Raw genomic sequence first — 17,615 nt, 5'->3', positions numbered from 1 at the left:
TAGGGCAACTTACGGCACAATAACTTTCAGCGAAAGCGGATTTATTTTCACTTTTAATTCTTTTCCTATAATTACCGGCTCACCGTCAATGTGAGCATAATTTCTTTCCTGGTGAATAATTGCTTCAGTAATTTTTTTGAACTCCACAAATTTTGAATGGTGAATAGAGTGAGTAAATAATCTTGTTGCGAGGAAAGGAAAATTTATGTATGGAAAATCTTTTACTAAACATAAATCTAAAATTTCATCATCATTTTTTGCGTGCGGAGCAATCACAGCGTTGTTCCCCCATTGAGTGCCGTTGCAAACATCAATGATAAATGCATCCATTTCTTTTTTCTCACCATTCATTTCCACTTCGCATTTCTGGGATTTATATTTCATGGAATCGCGCACAGCAATCTTCAGATAATTTTTGAATCCGCGCTTTTTGAATTTAGAAAACTCGTGCGCAATGTGCGCGGCAAATCCTATTCCCGCTGTGTTGATTGCAATTTCTTCATTCACATTGAAAGTATCAATCACAGAAATTTTTTGTCGGTTGATTACTTCCATTGCTTTTTTCAGATTCATAGGAATTTTCATGTGCCTTGCCGTTCCGTTTCCGGAGCCGCAGGGAAGAATTGCTAAAGCCGGTCGGGATTTTAAATCCCGACCAACATTCACCAAACTTCTTCCCACTTCATTTACCAAACTTCTTCCCACTTCATTCACCGAACCATCGCCTCCAACTGCAACCACAATATCAAAGTTTTCTTCCGTGCCTTTTTTGCTGAGTTCAATCGCGTGTTTAGCGGCTTTGGTATAAGCGAGTTCGTAATCAAAAATGTTTCTGTTTAGTTTTTCCCCAATAAGTTTTTCAACGGTTTTATGTCTGCCAACTCCTGAAATGGGATTAATTATGAAAAGGATTTTCTTTTTCATTTATCGGCCGTCATTTTATTATGAATCATTCCTGAATTATATGTTTGAATAATTGCTTTTAATTTTTCTTCCATTGAAACCTCAAAGGTTTTTAAAACCTTTGAGGTTTGCTCATGAAGATTATTTTGTAGCAGCGAATCGGTTTTAAAATTATAAAATCCGATTGTTTTATTTCCGTCAAACTGCAATAAATAATCATCCTGAAAAATCTGATAAACATTGTTGATAAAATTCACTGCAAACTTTTTCGAGGTCGTATCAAGAAGATTATTTCCAAAAGCAAAATAAGATTTATCATAGTTCAAAAAATTTAGAACCGTTGGCATAATATCTATTTGCTGCGCGATGGTGGATTTTTTTTCTTTCAAGTGGCTGTTGTGTTTGTAAAAAATAATGGGCACTTCAAAACTCCCAGCGCTGTTGCTGTAAAAAATATCGGACGAAGGTCCGGTGTGGTCGGCAGTGATAACAAATAACGTGCTGTCGAACCATTTTTCTTTTGAGGCGGACTCAAAAAATTTCTTAAGCGAGTAATCTGCATACTGAACGCTTTTCAAAATCGGATGCTCTCCGCCTGTAAATTTATTTTTATATTCTTCCGGAATAGTATACGGATGATGAGAAGAAAGTGAAAACAGCGCTGCAAGAAATGGCTCTTTCATTTCCGAAACTTTCTTTTCGGTAAACTGAAAAAACTTTTCGTCCCGGATTCCCCATTCGCCATCGTAATCTTTGTCATTATTGTATTCAAATCGTCCGAAGTATTTTTCGAAACCAGCCGAACCGCAGAAGCCGTCAAAACCCATAGTGCCGTTTGTTCCCCCGTGAAAAAATGCGGTGGAATAATTTTTTTCTTTCAGCGCGCTTGCAAGCGAGTTGAATTGATTTCCGCAGTAAGTGGAAGTAATAAAAGATTCATTCATCAGCCCGGGAATGCCTGCGAGCACTGCGGGAATTCCTTCGATAGACCTTTTTCCGTTGGCAAAAGCATTATCAAATACCAAACTTTCATTCATCAGCGAATCGAGGAAGGGAGTGTAACTTTTTCTTTTTCCAAGTGTGGTGTATTCCTTTGAAAAACTTTCGAGAATGATGATAAAAATGTTGGATGGCTGGATGGCCGGATGGCTGGATGATTGGATGGCTGGATGATTGGGATTGAAGATTTTTTTTAATTCTTCTTCCGGAAAATATTTTTTCTCTTCTATTTTTTCCAGTTGAAAAGTGGTGATGATAGTAAATGGCGTATTAAGAATGAGCGGAATATTTTTTGCTGAAACATATTCTGAAGCAGTAATCAGCATAATCGGGCGAAGCTGCAATCCTCCGCGGAAGCCGATAATGAAAATTCCAATTAATACCGAATTAAAAATCATCCATGAAATAATTCTTGAACTGTTGAATTTATTTTCTACCTGATAACTCCTTTTTGTTTTATTATAAAGCCACCAAATAGAAATAGTAAGCGCAATCCAGATTAATCCCACATACCAGAAATCTTTTACATACTGCAGAAGCAGGATTGTTACATCAGAACCGAGCGAGAAGAGTGAAAAAAAATCTGCGGTGGTGCGCTTGAGCGTGTATTTGTAATATTCCAAATCAATGCAGTTGGCGAGAATGGCAATGGAGTTGGGAATCAGAAAAAAGAATTTCAAAATTAATTGCCACCAGTTTTTTCTTGTGAAAGCAAACGGAATGATGTGAAGTAAAATAAACGGAACGTTCATCAGAATTACTGCTGAAACATCAAACCGCAATCCGAAAAAAAGAATTTTCAGAAATTCTCCGAATGAAACATCTGTAAAATAACTATGATTGAAAAAGAAGAAAAGTATTTTGCAAATGGGGTAGGTGAGAAGCGCAACGGAAAGGCGGAGGAGAAGCAGTTTGATTTCCTGAAAACTTTTTTTCATATCAGGAAATAAAGATACAAACTTGATTCAGGCGCAATAAAATAAAAAACCCCCTCCGGTGTGGAGAGGGTTTTAAAAAATCAGGATATACTATTATTTAAAATGAACAGCATCATAAGCAGTAGTGCTGGAAGCAATATCTAAATCAGAAGAATTTATTTTGAATTTATAATTACCGACAGCATTATCTACGTTACTGCCGCTTCCCTGAAAAGTATGGTCGCTGCCGGGAGCAGGCCCTATTCCATTTGCAGTTTGTGATGGAACAGTAATGCTTGTTCCCGAAACGGTACCGTAAATCATTTGAGAAGAAGAGTAATTGGAGTAATCGCTGAATCTGTCAAAGATTAATTTGTTGTTAGTAGTAGTGCTTGCAGTAACAACTACATTTCCTGACCATGAATAAATTTGAACAAAACTGGTATGAAGTGCATCGGCAAAAACCGAGTCAAGAATATTTGTTTTAGAATAAGTTCCCGCCCATGCTGCTGCATCATTAGCAACATATACAGTTCTGGTTACTGTCCCGGTATTTCCGGCAGCATCAGAAGCCGTATAAGTTACTTTATAAGTGCCGGCTAAATCTTTTTTTATTGCAGTGCTCCAATCAGAAGAAACCTTTGCAGAAATATCTCCGTCCTTATCATCATTGGCAGTTGCTCCCGGGTCTGCAGGAAGAGCCGCGTTAAGAGAAAGAGTCATGTTGTCGCTTCCTTTTATAGAAACGGTAGGAGGAGTAGTATCTTCTTTTTTGCAACTGCTCATCCAAATTGTTCCTGCTGCAAGCAGTACGGCAGCACCGAGAATAAATTGTTTTTTCATTTTAATTGTTTTAAGTTAGGGTTAGAAATTGTTATTTTAGTTAATACAATTAGTAAGAATGAGCGGCAAAACTAAAACTTTTTTTGAAAAGGCAATTAATAAATATTAACACCTGTTCAGATAGGATTCTTGCCGGTGAAGCAGCTAAAAGAAATTTTTAAAAAAATAGTTGTGTATATTAAAATAAATATACATTTGCAGCGGTTAACCAAAAACAAAACAATTAATTGTACCTATGAAAAAACTACTCACTCTCGTTCTCGCAGGCGGAATGATTGCATTCTACGCATGCGGACCAAGCAAAGCCGAACTCGAAGCAAAAGAAAAGCACAAGCAGGATTCAATCCACATGGCTGATTCAATGGCTGCTGCCGCTGCTGCTGCAAAAGAAAAAGCGAAAGCCGATTCTGTTGCTGCCTCTGAAATGGCAATGAAAGAAAAAGCAAAAGCCGATTCTATTGCCGCTGCCGAAGCCGCTGCAAAAGACAAAGGAAAAGCTAAGCCAAAACCCACCATGGAGAAGAAAAAAGAAGAAGTTAAGAAAGAACTGAAAAAAAGAGGATAATCGCTTTGCAGAAAAAATAAAAGAGGGGATTTTAAATCCCCTCTTTTATTTACAACGCCCCTTATATAATTGAACAAGGGCAGTTTGTTGACTCCAACAGACAATAAATTTACTTCAATCTGCGTTAGATTGTATCCAACCTGCGTTTGTTTGGTTCCAATCTGTGGTAGATTGACTCCAATCTGCGTTTGTTTGGAACCAAACAAACGGCAATTAAATTCAATCTCTTCCTTATTGAATTCAACCAGTTTTTAGTTTTATACTAAGAATGCATGGATTTCATAAACCAAGGCAAGATTATATAGGAATCTTCTTCCTGTTTCTTCTTTAAACTGCTGCTAACAGCCGTTAATAACTCTATGCGGATAAGCCGCTTTTCAGCGTAACCTTTTACCCGCCTTTCCGTAGTAAAGGGGTTGAATTGTTTTTATTAATACCTCTATGAAAAAAATCTTTACAAAATTTCTTATCGCCACCACAAGCAAATTCACCCTTGGTGCAGCCGCCCTTTCACTTGTTGGCGGCTTTTTTATTTTCTCCCATAGCGGAAAAATAATTTTGAACGAAGCAAAAGAAATTGCTTCTGAAAACTTTGATGCCGATGCCGGGGAATTAAATCCCGACCGCCCCGACCTTGCCATTGCGCAGGACATCGCACGCACCAAAGACCCTGCGCTCGGTTATGTGCCGCGCGAGCGTTTGGCAAATGTGTATAATTTGATTAACCAATACAAAGCGCAGAAGAAAATAACTCCCATGACCACCGCTTCGTGGACCGAACGCGGACCGAGCAACGTGGGAGGAAGAACCCGCGCCATCATGTTCGACCCCAACGATGTTACAAATAAAAAAATGTGGGCAGGAGGAGTAGGAGGCGGGCTGTGGTTTACAAACGACATTACGGTGGCATCTCCCGTTTGGACAAGCGTGAATGATTTCTGGGCGAACCTGGCGGTTGCCAGCATTGCCTATGACCCGTCCAACACCAATAATTTTTACGTAGGCACAGGCGAAGGATGGTTTAACATTGATGCCATTCAGGGAGCAGGAATCTGGAAAACCACCGATGGAGGAGCCACCTGGAATCAACTTGCTTCCACCAACAATTCCAATTTTTATTATGTTCAGAAAATTGTGGTGGCTTCTAACGGAAATGTTTTTGCTGCCACACGCACTAATGGTGTTTACCGTTCCACCGATGGAGGAACCACCTGGACAAAAGTGCTCGGAAGCGGAACAGGCGCTTCTACCAACCGCGCTGCCGATTTGGAAATAGCAGCCGATGGAACTATTTTCGCTTCCATGGGAATTTTTACCACCGATGGAGTTTATTCCTCCGCTACGGGTGCCGCTGGCTCATGGACAAAATTAAATACAGGCGGAAACGGATTTCCTACATCCGGTTTTTACAACATTGAACTTGCCTGCGCTCCCAGCAATGCCAACCGCGTTTATGCAATGGTATGCAATACCAATTATACGCTGCTGAATATTTACACCACTACCAACAAAGGAACCACATGGTCAGCCGTTACGCTGCCTTCGTGGTATGACCAGAGTTGCGTCAGCCCTTCTACAGACATGACACGCACGCAGGCATGGTATGATTTAATTCTGGCGGTTGACCCGAACAATGAAAATAATGTTTTAGCCGGAGGCGTGGATATTATGAAAACAACCAATGCCGGAAGTTCATGGACTCAGATTACCAGTTGGTGGGGCGGATGTGCGCGCCCGAATGTTCATGCCGACCAGCACGCCATTGTTTATTCTCCCGGTTCTTCTTCCACTGCTGTTTTCGGAAATGACGGTGGCTTTTATTATTCTTCGAATGTGAATGCGGGAACTCCTGCTTTCAGCAACAAGAATACCGGCTATAACGTAACTCAGTTTTACGCCTGCGCCATTCATCCCACTGCCGCACAAAATTATTTTCTTGCCGGAGCGCAGGATAACGGCACTCAGAAATTCACCACTGCGGGAATGAATGCCACCACTTCAGCCACCGGTGGCGATGGCGCTTATTGTTTCATTGACCAGACAAACCCAAGTTATCAGATTACTGCGTATGTATACAATGTTTATTACCGCTCTACAAACGGTGGAGCAAGTTTTTCAAACATTATCAACGACCAGAGCAGCGGAGATTTTATTAACCCTGCCGATTACGATGATGCAAATGGAATTCTTTATTCTTCTTATTCCACCACTCAACTCAAGCGCACATCAGGAATAAGAGGCGTGCCTTCGCAAACACAAATTACCATTACAGGAATGTCAGCCCTTGCCGGATGCATCCGCGTTTCGCCTTATGCTCCCGCAGGAACAACCACGTTATTTGTGGGAACACAAAACGGAAGATTATACAAAGTTACCAATGCTCAAGGCGGTTCTCCCACCTCCACAAGCATTGGAGGCGGCTCGTTTCCATCCGGCACAATATCCTGCGTAGAGATTGGCGCATCGGAATTGGATTTGGTTGTTACTTTTTCTAACTACGGAGTGAGCCATGTATGGAGAACAACTAACGGAGGCAGCACATGGACAAATGAATCGGGAAATCTTCCTGACATGCCGGTGCGCTGGGCAATTTATAATCCAAATGATTTGAAAGAACTTTTTCTCGCTACTGAAGTGGGCGTTTGGTCAACCACCGATGTAACTGCTGCTTCTCCTGCTTATGTTCCGAATAATACCGGGCTTGCCAATGTGCGATGCGATATGTTCCAGATGAGAAATTCGGATAAAGAATTAATTGTTGCCACTCACGGGCGCGGGTTATTTTCTTCCAGCGTGTTTAATGCTGCACCGCCCGTTGCAGATTTCATCGGCAATCCAACAACTATTTGCGTTGGACAGAATGTAACCTTCACCGACCAATCTACCAATGCACCTACTTCGTGGAGTTGGACTTTCAATGGAGGAACGCCTGCCACATCAACTTTGCAGAATCCGGTTGTAACTTATAACACAGCGGGAACTTATTTTGTCACACTCACTGCAACCAACGCAAGCGGAAGCGATACAAAAACCAAATTGAGTTACATTACTGTAAACGCTCTTCCTTCTGTTTCAATTTCCACGGCTCCATCTGCAACTATTTGCAGTGGAAACAATGTTACTCTTACCGCATCGGGAGCGAACACTTATTTATGGTCATCGGGGCAAACTACAACGAGCATTACGGTTGCTCCCACTTCCAATACAACGTATACGGTTACCGGAACCAATGCGAGCGGATGTACTGCTATTGCCACGCAGGCAATAACTGTTTCTACTCCTACGGTAACAACCAGCGTGAGCCCTTCTTCTACCATTTGTTTGGGAAACAGCGCAACAATTACTGCATCGGGCGCATCCACTTATAGTTGGTCACCTGGAGGGCAAACTACTGCGAGCATTGCGGTGAGCCCAACAGTTAATACAACCTATACAGTTATTGGAACAAATGCGATTGGATGCACTGCATCTGCTACGCGGCTGATTACTGTTTCTTCTCCTGCCGTGAGCATTGCAGCAAGCCCATCGGCAACAATTTGCATAGGCAACAGCACCACGCTTACTGCATCGGGGGCTTCAACATATAGTTGGAATACGGGCGCAACTACTGCGGCAATTACTGTGAGTCCGACTTCCAACACTACTTATACTGTTACAGGAACAAATGCACTCGGCTGTACAAACACGGCAACGAAAGCAGTAACAGTGAACGCGCTTCCAACTGTGAGCATCAGCGTTACTCCATCTGCCACCATTTGCAGCGGAAGCAATGCCACACTTACTGCATCGGGTGCTTCCACATATAGTTGGTCAACAGGACAAACAACTGTAAGCATCACGGTGAGCCCGACAACAAATACTACTTACACAGTTACCGGAACCAATGCAAGCGGATGCACGAACACTTCCACGAAATCAATTACGGTTAATTCGCTCTCTGTTTCCATGAGCATGACCAGCGAAACATGCGCGGGAAATGACGGAACGGCAACGGCTACTCCCACCGGAAGCGTTCCTTATACTTATTCATGGAATCCCGGAGGACAAAACACACAAACGGCAACAGGTCTTGCTGCCGGAAATTATTCCTGCACGGTTACCGATGGTAATGGCTGTGTGAAAACCGGAACTATCACCGTCACCAATTCATGCACTGTTCCTGTTGCTGATTTTAATGGCAGCCCAACAACTATTTGTGCGGGAAGCAATGTTACATTTACGGATGCAAGCACGAACAGCCCTACTTCCTGGTCGTGGGTTTTTCAGGGAGGAACACCGGCAACTTCTACTTTACAGAATCCTGTAGTTACTTATAATACTGCGGGCACTTATTCTGTTTCGCTTACTGCTACTAACATGAGCGGAAGCAATACAAAAACAAAATTGAATTACATTACGGTGAACGCCATTCCTTCCGTGAGCGTTGCGGTAAATCCTTCCGCAACTATTTGCAGCGGAACAAGTGTAACGATGACTGCATCGGGCGCTACCACGTATAGTTGGGCTCCCGGAGGACAAACCACTGCGGGTAAAACTGTGGCGCCTACTACCACCACTACTTATACAGTGACGGGAACAAGTTTGGGATGCAGCAGCAGCCAAACGCAAATCATTACGGTAAATCCTTTGCCGACCACAACTATTACAGCTGCTCCATCCACTACTATTTGTAAAGGCGCGAGTGCAACGCTTACTGCCTCTGGTGCTTCTTCTTATTTATGGTCTTCGGGACAAACCACTACGAGCATCATTGTTGGTCCAACTGTAAATACTACTTATACCGTTACCGGAACAGGCGCAAACGGCTGTACGAAAACTGCCACGAAAGCAATTACTGTTACTTCTCCGACTGTTACCATAAGTACAAGCCCTTCTGCAACAATTTGCAACGGTACCAGCGCAACGCTTACTGCATCGGGCGCGTCCACTTATGCATGGTCAACAGGACAAACGGGTGCAAGTATTGCTGTAAGCCCAACTGCAAATACTACTTATTCGGTGACCGGAACAAGTGCAGGTGGTTGTACTTCCACCACTTCTCAATTGATTACTATTTCATCGGCAACTGTTACTATCAGTACAAGTCCTTCGGCAACGGTTTGCAGCGGAGATGCAATTACGCTTACCGCTTCGGGCGCATCAGTATATAGTTGGTCGCCAGGCGGACAAACCACTTCAACCATAACTGATGTTGTTCCTTCCACAACCACCTATAGTGTATTCGGAACGAATGGAAACGGTTGTACAAATTCTGCGACTCAGGTTATCACTGTTAATCCTGCTCCTTCACCGACTATAACTGTTACGCCCTCTGCAACCATTTGCAGCGGAAGCAGCGTTACGCTTACTGCATCGGGTGCATCCACTTATAGTTGGTCGCCCGGAGGACAAACCACTGCGAACATTACTGTGAATCCAACAACTAATACTACTTATACGCTCACGGCTTCCAACGGATGCGCTACCACCACAACGCAGGCGATAATGGTGAATGCACTTCCCACAACAACCATTACGGCTTCGCCTTCTGCTACTATATGTATAGGAAGCAGCGCTACGCTCACGGCATCAGGTGCGAATACATATGTATGGAATGGCGGACAAACCACTACAAGCATTACGGTGAGCCCCACTGTGAATACTACTTACACAGTTATAGGAACAAATGCAAGCGGCTGTACAAAGTCGTCTACCAAAACACTTGTGGTTTCAAATCCGAATGTAACTATAAGTGTTTCTCCTTCTGCTACGATATGCAACGGAAGCAACGTAACGCTTACGGCTTCGGGCGGCTCAACCTATAGTTGGAACACAGGCGCGACAACTGCAAGCATTGTGACGAGTCCGACAAGCAATACTACCTATACAGTAACAGGAACCAATGCGATTGGCTGCAGTAAAACTGCAACGCGAACGATTACCGTTTCATCCGTTACTGTGAATATAAGCGCGAGCCCTTCATCAACGGTATGCATCGGAGATGCAATTACGCTTACTGCATCGGGCGCTTCCACGTATAGTTGGTCAGGCGGTCAAACCACCGCAAGCATAACGGATGTTGTTTCGGCAACCACTACGTATACTGTAACCGGAACAAGCGCGACCGGATGTACAAAAACTTCTATGCAAACAATTTCTGTTACAACCGCGCCTTCCACTACCATAACGGTTACTCCGTCTGCTACTATTTGCAGCGGAAGCAGTGTTACACTTGCTGCATCGGGAGCAATGACGTATAGTTGGTCGCCCGGAGGGCAAACCACTTCTTCTGTTACTGCGAGCCCGACAACAAGCACTACCTATACTCTTACGGGTTCAAATGGATGCGCGAGCACAAATACGCAGGCAATTACTGTGAACCCGTTGCCTTCGACTGTAATTACCGTAAGTCCTTCTTCCACCATTTGCAGCGGAGGAAGCGTTACGCTCACGGCATCGGGAGCGAATACGTATCTTTGGTCTTCAGGACAAACTACTTCGAGCATAACGGTTAGTCCTGCATCGAATACAACTTACACCGTAACCGGAACGAGCGCAAGCGGATGTTCTGCGAAGGCAACGCAATTGATTACTGTTTCAACATTGAATGTTACAGTGAGCGCAAGCCCTTCCGCTACTATCTGCAGCGGAACAACTATTACGCTCACGGCATCGGGCGCGGCAAGTTATAGTTGGAGCACTGGCGCAACCACAGCAAGTATTGTTGATAGCCCAACCGCAAATACTACGTATACAGTTACCGGAACAAATTCTTCCGGCTGCACGAAGACAACTACAAAAGCAGTTGTTGTTTCTTCTCCGACTGTGAATGTGAGCGTGAGTCCGTCAACGACTATTTGCACGGGCGGAACTATTACGCTCACCGCATCGGGCGTTTCCACCTATAGTTGGTCAGGCGGGCAAACTACGGCAAGCATTTCAGATGCGCCATCTTCAACAACGGTTTATTCAGTAACCGGAACGAGCGCAATCGGATGCACTCAATCCGCTTCGGCAACCGTTACGGTTGTTTCTCCTCCTGTTGTAGTAATCATGGCAGGCGATACAACTATTTGCAGCGGAACTGCTGATACACTCACGGCATCAGGCGCTTCCACTTATAGTTGGTCCACAGGGCAAACTACCGCCAGCATTGTTGTTGCTCCCACTGCGAGTACAACTTATACTGTAACCGGAACACAGTTCTGCGCAAGCACAGCAACTCAGGCAATAAATGTGAATCCGCTTCCTTCTGTTTCACTTTCCCTGAATCCCGATACGGTTTGCATTTCGGTTGGTCCATATGCATTAACGGGTGGAATGCCATCGGGCGGAACGTATTCAGGAACGGGAGTGAGTGCAGGAAATTTTGACCCGTCTTCAGCAGGCGGAGGATTGCATACTATTACATATACTTTTACCGATTCGCTCGGATGTTCCAATTCCGATTCCATGCAAATCTATGTTGACCTCTGCACGGGAGTTCAAACGTTATTTACTCTTGAAGGAATAACTGTTTATCCAAATCCGAACAGCGGAATATTTACGATTCAGAGTAAAGAAGCAAATGGAGAAGTAACTATCACGAATGTGCTGGGAGAAAAAGTTTATTCATCTCTTGAGCAGTTAAATAATCTCACAGTAAATATTTCCGCCCGGGCAGACGGAATTTATTTCCTGAGAATTAAAACCGCACATGGAACCGGAACCATGAAAATTATTCTTAGCAGGTAGGATAATTAACCGTAAGCAAAAGACCGGCACGATTAATTCTGCCGGTCTTTTTTATTGCATATTGATATTTTTTTCTTTTATTGTTTCATTCCATTCGGAGATTAATGTTAGATTCGAAATCAGTATGGTTAAACTGGATTTCACAAAATTCAAACCCGCGCAGGGAAAATTGCTTTTGTCCGAGCCGTTCATGAATGACCCGAATTTCAAGCGCACGGTTGTGCTGCTCGCTTCGCATAATGAAGAAGGAAGCGTGGGTTTTGTTCTCAACCGCCCCATGGAATTAAAACTCGGACAAATAATAGAAGAGTTCGGAGATACTTCGACTCCGCTCAGTGCAGGGTTTTTTCCTGTATGGGATGGCGGACCCGTTCAGCGGGACGCATTGTTTTATGTTCACACCTTAGGCGATGCAATTCCCGGCAGCATTCCTGTTGTTGGCGATTTATATTGGAGCGGAAACTTTGAAACTGTGAAAGCGCTTATTAAAGGAAATAAAATTTCGGAAAATGAGATTCGACTTTTCATCGGTTACTCCGGCTGGGGTGCAGGGCAGTTGCAGGAAGAAATAAAAAGAAACTCATGGCTGATTGCGGATGCAACAATTGATTTAGTAATGAATGCAGGAACAAGTTCAGATGCCAAGCTCTGGCAGGATATTTTGAAAAGCATGGGAAAAGAGTATGAAATAATTTCCAACTTCCCTGAAAACCCAATGTGGAATTAATTACTTCTTCCTCGTCTCAATCGAAAAAGAAATAGTCACCTCTTCGCCCAACGCAACACTCTTTTCACCCACGCCAAAATCCACGCGGTTGATTTTAAATTCACCGTCAAAGGTGTAAATGCTCGGACGTGTTTTTCCGTCTTTGGACTTCGGCTTGTACTCGCCCAGATAGTTGAAAGGAATTTCCACAGGTTTAGTCGCGCCTTTAATAGTGAGATTGCCAATGGCGGTGTAATGATAAAATCCTTCCTTGTTTTCTTTTACAGAGGTTGAAACAAATTTAATCGTTGGAAATTTTTTCGCATCAAAATAATCTTCGCTCTTCAAATGCTCATCGCGGTCGGTGTTCATCGTGTTGATTGAATTTGTACTCAACGCGAGGTCAACCGATGAAGTTGCCACATCACCGGTCATCACTAATTTATTTTCATAATTGGTATCGAGTGCAATGTTTCCTTTCGCGGTGGTGAGGAAATGTGAAAGGGAAAATTCCACGAAACTATGCGAGTCATCCATTTGATATGTTCCGCTCAGCGTTTTAATATCCGCGTAGGTCATTGCATTGGCGGTGGCGATAATTTTTTCCGCAGAAGTTCCCACAACATTTGCAAGCGGATGGTCAATCGCAATCAGCGGAGCAATGGTTAATCCCACCAGCGATGAAAGTTTAATTAAAATATTCATCGAAGGTCCCGAAGTATCTTTGAACGGGTCTCCCACCGTATCTCCGACAACCGCTGCTTTATGCGGCTCGGATTTTTTGTAGAACATTTCTTTCTTCCCGTTCACTTCGAGTTCAATTCCTTTCTCGAAAGATTTTTTTGCATTGTCCCACGCGCCACCGGCATTGTTCTGAAAGATTGCCCACAGCACACCGCTTACCGTTACGCCCGCCATATATGCGCCCAATGCTTCCGCGCCCATCACTAATCCCACAATCAGCGGAGTGATAATTGTAATTGCGCCCGGTGCGAGCATTTCGCGCAGCGCGGCTTTGGTAGAAATCTCCACGCATCTTCCGTATTCCGGTTTTCCGGTTCCTTCCATAATTCCGGGAATGGTTCTGAATTGTCTTCTTACTTCATTCACCATGTCCATGGCGGCTTTTCCAACGCTGTTCATGGCAAGCGCAGAAAACACAACGGGAATCATAGCGCCTATGAAAAGCGCGGCAAGAACTTTGGCGTTGAAAATATTTATGCCGGGAATGCCGGTGATGCTTACATACGCGGCAAAGAGCGCGAGCGCGGTGAGAGCGGCTGATGCAATTGCGAAACCTTTTCCGATGGCGGCAGTGGTGTTGCCTACTGAATCCAGCACATCAGTTTTTTCGCGCACTTCTTTGGGAAGTTCGCTCATCTCGGCAATTCCTCCCGCGTTGTCGGCAATCGGTCCGAAAGCATCAATGGCTAATTGCATTCCGGTGGTCGCCATCATGGAAGCCGCTGCAATTCCCACTCCGTAAAATCCCGCGAAGTGATAGGAGCCCCAGATTGCTCCGGCAAAAAGAATTACGGGGAAAGCCGTAGATAACATTCCGTTTCCGAGACCGGCAATAATATTTGTTGCCGCGCCTGTTGCTGATTTATACACGATGGAGAGCACAGGTTTTTTTCCAAGCCCCGTGTAATATTCCGTGATGAGAGAAATCAAAGCGCCCACCGTCATGCCGATGCACACTGCGTAAAAAACATCCATTGAAGTAATGTCGTGATTGAAGCCGCTCATGTGCATGGAAGCAGGCAGCATATACTTAATAAGGAAGAAAGCGGCAACGAGTGCAAGAATGATTGCGCTCCAGTTTCCGGTATTCAACGCTTTCTGAACTTTGTCCGTTGTTGCTTCGCCATCGTCTTTCACATTCACAAACCAAGTTCCGATGATGGATGCAATGATTCCGGTTCCGGCAATGGTGATGGGAAGAAGTATGGCTCCGATTCCTCCGAAATTATCTGTGAGCCCGGGATTATCTTTGATAATATAATTTCCAAGCACCATGGAAGCGAGAACAGTTGCAACGTAAGAACCGAAAAGGTCAGCGCCCATTCCGGCAACATCACCCACATTATCTCCCACATTATCGGCAATGGTGGCGGGGTTGCGCGGGTCGTCTTCGGGAATTCCGGCTTCCACTTTTCCAACGAGGTCAGCGCCCACATCGGCTGCTTTGGTATAAATTCCTCCGCCCACGCGCGCGAAGAGCGCAATGCTTTCCGCGCCTACGGAAAACCCGGTGAGTACTTCGAGCACGCGCATCATTTCTTCCGTTCCTCCGTTGGCAAAACTTCCGCTCATGAATTTTGTGTAGAAGATGGCGAAGAGTGAACTCAATCCGAGAACTGCAAGCCCTGCAACACCCAATCCCATCACGGTGCCTCCGCCAAAAGAAACTTTCAATGCTTTTGCGAGAGAAGTTCTTGCTGCCTGCGTGGTGCGCACATTTGCTTTGGTGGCAATTTTCATTCCGATAAATCCTGCAAGCGCGGAGAAAAAACATCCGGTTACAAAGGCGGCAACAATTAATATATGAGAGTGTGAGGCAACTTTGCTTACCTGCGAAAGAATTCCGAGCCCGGTTCCTGCAAGCAAAACATATATGGCGAGAATTCTGTATTCGGCTTTGAGAAATGCCATGGCTCCTTCGGCAATGTGGGAAGCGATGCCTGCCATTTTGCTGTCGCCTGCATCTTGTTTGGTAACCCACATTGCGGTGATTGCCATATACGCGAGACCGATGATTCCAAAGACGGGAATGAGATAGATTAAGTTTGCCATAAATTGATTAGTGATTAATGATTACTGATTGTTGATTTGATTGGCGGGCGAAAATAATAAAAACAAAACAAGTGAAAATAGTTTAGTGAAAGTTATGTTAAAGCAGATGAAACCTGAGCAGGTTGAGTAAAATGAAATCCCTTCCTTTGAAGAGATAAAATAATTTGCTTTTATCATATTTTTTTTGCTCCTTTGTACTCTTATTGCTCTTGTATGAATGAATAACTTTACTCTCAAAAATATGGCTCTGCATCCCGCTATGAGCGGGACGCGCTCTCTTTTTTCTCCTGTTGCATTGCAGTTTTCCCTTTTCGTATTGTTCGCACTCTTCGTTTCCTGCCTGCCGCAGGCAGGCTCGTTGCTTGCGCAAAACCCCGATATAAAACGCACTTACCATTGGTATTTTGGCAGTGGTGCAGGATTAGATTTTAGCAGTGGTACAGCGGTTGCAGATACGACTGGTGATTTACATACTTACGAAGGCTGTGCTGTTATGTCTGACACAGCAGGCAATCTTTTATTTTATACAGATGGAGATACTGTGTGGAATAAAAACCAGCAGCCAATGCCGAATGGAACGGGATTAATGGGCTGTGGAAATTATGGAAGCGCTGCACAGGCAGCACTTATTATTCCGCATCCTGGTAATGATTCTTTGTTTTATATTTTTACAAACGATTGTTGGGAAAATAGTGGTGCAGGTGGCTTTAGATATTCGATTGTAAATATAAATCTGAATAGTGGATTAGGAAATGTTACAGGTAAAAATAATTTACTTTTTGCACCAAGTACCGAAGCAGTAGCAGCAACCAAACATGCAAATGGGAAAGATTATTGGGTTATTACGCATGAATATAATACAAATAATTTTCTTACATATAAAATTGATGATACATTAGGATTAATAACAACTCCTGTAATTTCTTCTGTCGGAAAAATTTTTCCTGATTATTTTGCAACTGTAAAATTTTCATCAAACGGTAAAAAAATAGCCACTACTGGTAATGGCAATATGCAAGCAAGAAATGGCGTTGGTGATTTTGACAATACAACAGGACATGTGAGCAATCTAATAGATTTACATATAAATTCTTTTACATATTATTATTCCGCATTTTCCTCAGATAATTCAAAATTATATTTCACTTTTAGCAGCGGTAATGATTTATTTCAATATTGCTTAACTGGAAATAATGATTCTACATCCATTAATAATTCTATGGTTTGGCTTACAAATGATTTAGATAGTATAAGGGATTATGGACAAATGGAAATTGGTCTTGACGGGAAAATTTATATTGCTACTCTTTGGTATGATTCACTTAGTGTAATTGCCAATCCTAATTTATATGGAAGTGCCTGCAATATTTTATCCAGCAATTTATCTTTGAACGGAAAACAATGCGAATTAGGAATAAGTAATTTTGTAGACAGTTATTTTTATAATAGCAGTTTAATTCCACAAAATTGTGATTCCACAAATGGAATTTTTGAAAACACAATTTCCTCTCAAATATTTTACATCTATCCTAATCCCGCAAGTCAAATAATAAATTTACACAGCAATATTTCTAATTCCGAAAATGCAACGCTGAATATTTATAACCTATTGGGAATCTCCATAAAAGCAATGTTCGTTCATAGAGCCAATAATGAAATAAACATTTCCGATATCCCCAATGGCATTTACATAATAAAAGTTGAAACTTCAAACAATTTATATTCACAAAAATTAGTTATTAACCATTAAAAACAAATCACTATGAAAAACAAAACTACATTGGCTTTTAGTATTGCAATTGCATTACTTTGCCTCAACACCAATTTCACTTTTGCTCAATGGGTAAATAATCTTTTACCTTTTGCGGTTCACACATCGGCTACTACTCAAAGTGGGGGTGTTGGAAATTTCACACTTGCCAATCTTCCCTTATCAGCCTTTCATATCAATACTAATTTGATGCCAACTTCCTCCAACTTCACCCCCGGTAACCTCTTCCGCACGGATGGGCCAAACACATTTGACAATATGTGGCAAATGTTTACAGTACCAACAGGTAAAAATCCTGTTACGAAAGAAATTGGCGACATACTTTCTCCCGCAGGCAGCATTGATTTTATGATGCGCTCTGCACAGCCGGGCGGCACATTGCAATTTCAAACAAACACGGGA

9 protein-coding genes are annotated in these 17,615 nt (G+C 43.1%); 5 read left to right on the top strand and 4 right to left on the bottom strand.

Features of this window, described 5'->3' with window-relative positions:
• Positions 1 to 9: 9 nt before the first annotated feature.
• The 3 genes from HY063_04460 to HY063_04450 form a co-directional block, all read right to left on the bottom strand.
• Positions 10 to 924: a YegS/Rv2252/BmrU family lipid kinase gene (locus tag HY063_04460; GenBank protein ID MBI3501025.1), complete on the bottom strand. Its 915-nt coding sequence runs from the start codon at positions 922 to 924 to the stop codon at positions 10 to 12.
• Positions 921 to 2,840, bottom strand: a complete 1,920-nt coding sequence (locus HY063_04455) for a sulfatase-like hydrolase/transferase (GenBank protein ID MBI3501024.1) — start codon at positions 2,838 to 2,840, stop codon at positions 921 to 923. Before HY063_04455 ends, HY063_04460 begins: the two co-directional genes overlap by 4 nt.
• Before the next feature lie 93 nt (positions 2,841 to 2,933).
• Positions 2,934 to 3,662 (bottom strand): DUF5011 domain-containing protein, encoded by a 729-nt coding sequence (locus tag HY063_04450; GenBank protein MBI3501023.1) that lies wholly within the window; start codon positions 3,660 to 3,662, stop codon positions 2,934 to 2,936.
• A 235-nt stretch (positions 3,663 to 3,897) separates the two neighbouring features.
• On the opposite strand from HY063_04450, the gene HY063_04445 reads away from it, so the two are divergent.
• The 3 genes from HY063_04445 (at position 3,898) to HY063_04435 (ending at position 12,667) form a co-directional block, all read left to right on the top strand.
• A complete protein-coding gene (locus HY063_04445; protein ID MBI3501022.1) occupies positions 3,898 to 4,227 on the top strand; it encodes a hypothetical protein in 330 nt (109 codons plus the stop codon).
• Positions 4,228 to 4,668: 441 nt separating this feature from the next.
• Positions 4,669 to 11,940, top strand: a complete 7,272-nt coding sequence (locus HY063_04440) for a PKD domain-containing protein (GenBank protein MBI3501021.1) — start codon at positions 4,669 to 4,671, stop codon at positions 11,938 to 11,940.
• 124 nt (positions 11,941 to 12,064) lie between these two features.
• Positions 12,065 to 12,667: a YqgE/AlgH family protein gene (locus HY063_04435; protein MBI3501020.1), complete on the top strand. Its 603-nt coding sequence runs from the start codon at positions 12,065 to 12,067 to the stop codon at positions 12,665 to 12,667.
• On the opposite strand, the gene HY063_04430 is transcribed toward HY063_04435, so the two are convergent.
• Positions 12,668 to 15,442, bottom strand: coding sequence for a sodium-translocating pyrophosphatase (locus tag HY063_04430; protein MBI3501019.1), 2,775 nt, complete (start codon positions 15,440 to 15,442; stop codon positions 12,668 to 12,670).
• Between the two features lie 217 nt (positions 15,443 to 15,659).
• Between HY063_04430 and HY063_04425 the strand changes: the two genes are divergently transcribed.
• Positions 15,660 to 17,192, top strand: coding sequence for a T9SS type A sorting domain-containing protein (locus tag HY063_04425; GenBank protein ID MBI3501018.1), 1,533 nt, complete (start codon positions 15,660 to 15,662; stop codon positions 17,190 to 17,192).
• Positions 17,193 to 17,204: 12 nt separating this feature from the next.
• Positions 17,205 to 17,615: hypothetical protein (locus HY063_04420; GenBank protein ID MBI3501017.1), on the top strand; the 411-nt coding region annotated here is incomplete at its 3' end.

Source organism: Bacteroidota bacterium (assembly GCA_016195025.1).
In the GTDB taxonomy this organism is placed as follows: domain Bacteria; phylum Bacteroidota; class Bacteroidia; order Palsa-948; family Palsa-948; genus Palsa-948.
Note: the sequence above shows the minus strand (reverse complement) of the source record. Positions and strands in the feature narration are given on the sequence as shown.

Bases quoted from the DNA above. Each gene is read 5' to 3' on its own strand.
- HY063_04460 (MBI3501025.1), bottom strand. From the start codon at position 924: ATGAAAAAGAAAATCCTTTTCATAATTAATCCCATTTCAGGAGTTGGC.
- HY063_04455 (MBI3501024.1), bottom strand. From the start codon at position 2,840: ATGAAAAAAAGTTTTCAGGAAATCAAACTGCTTCTCCTCCGCCTTTCC.
- HY063_04450 (MBI3501023.1), bottom strand. From the start codon at position 3,662: ATGAAAAAACAATTTATTCTCGGTGCTGCCGTACTGCTTGCAGCAGGA.
- HY063_04445 (MBI3501022.1), top strand. From the start codon at position 3,898: ATGAAAAAACTACTCACTCTCGTTCTCGCAGGCGGAATGATTGCATTC.
- HY063_04440 (MBI3501021.1), top strand. From the start codon at position 4,669: ATGAAAAAAATCTTTACAAAATTTCTTATCGCCACCACAAGCAAATTC.
- HY063_04435 (MBI3501020.1), top strand. From the start codon at position 12,065: ATGGTTAAACTGGATTTCACAAAATTCAAACCCGCGCAGGGAAAATTG.
- HY063_04430 (MBI3501019.1), bottom strand. From the start codon at position 15,442: ATGGCAAACTTAATCTATCTCATTCCCGTCTTTGGAATCATCGGTCTC.
- HY063_04425 (MBI3501018.1), top strand. From the start codon at position 15,660: ATGAATAACTTTACTCTCAAAAATATGGCTCTGCATCCCGCTATGAGC.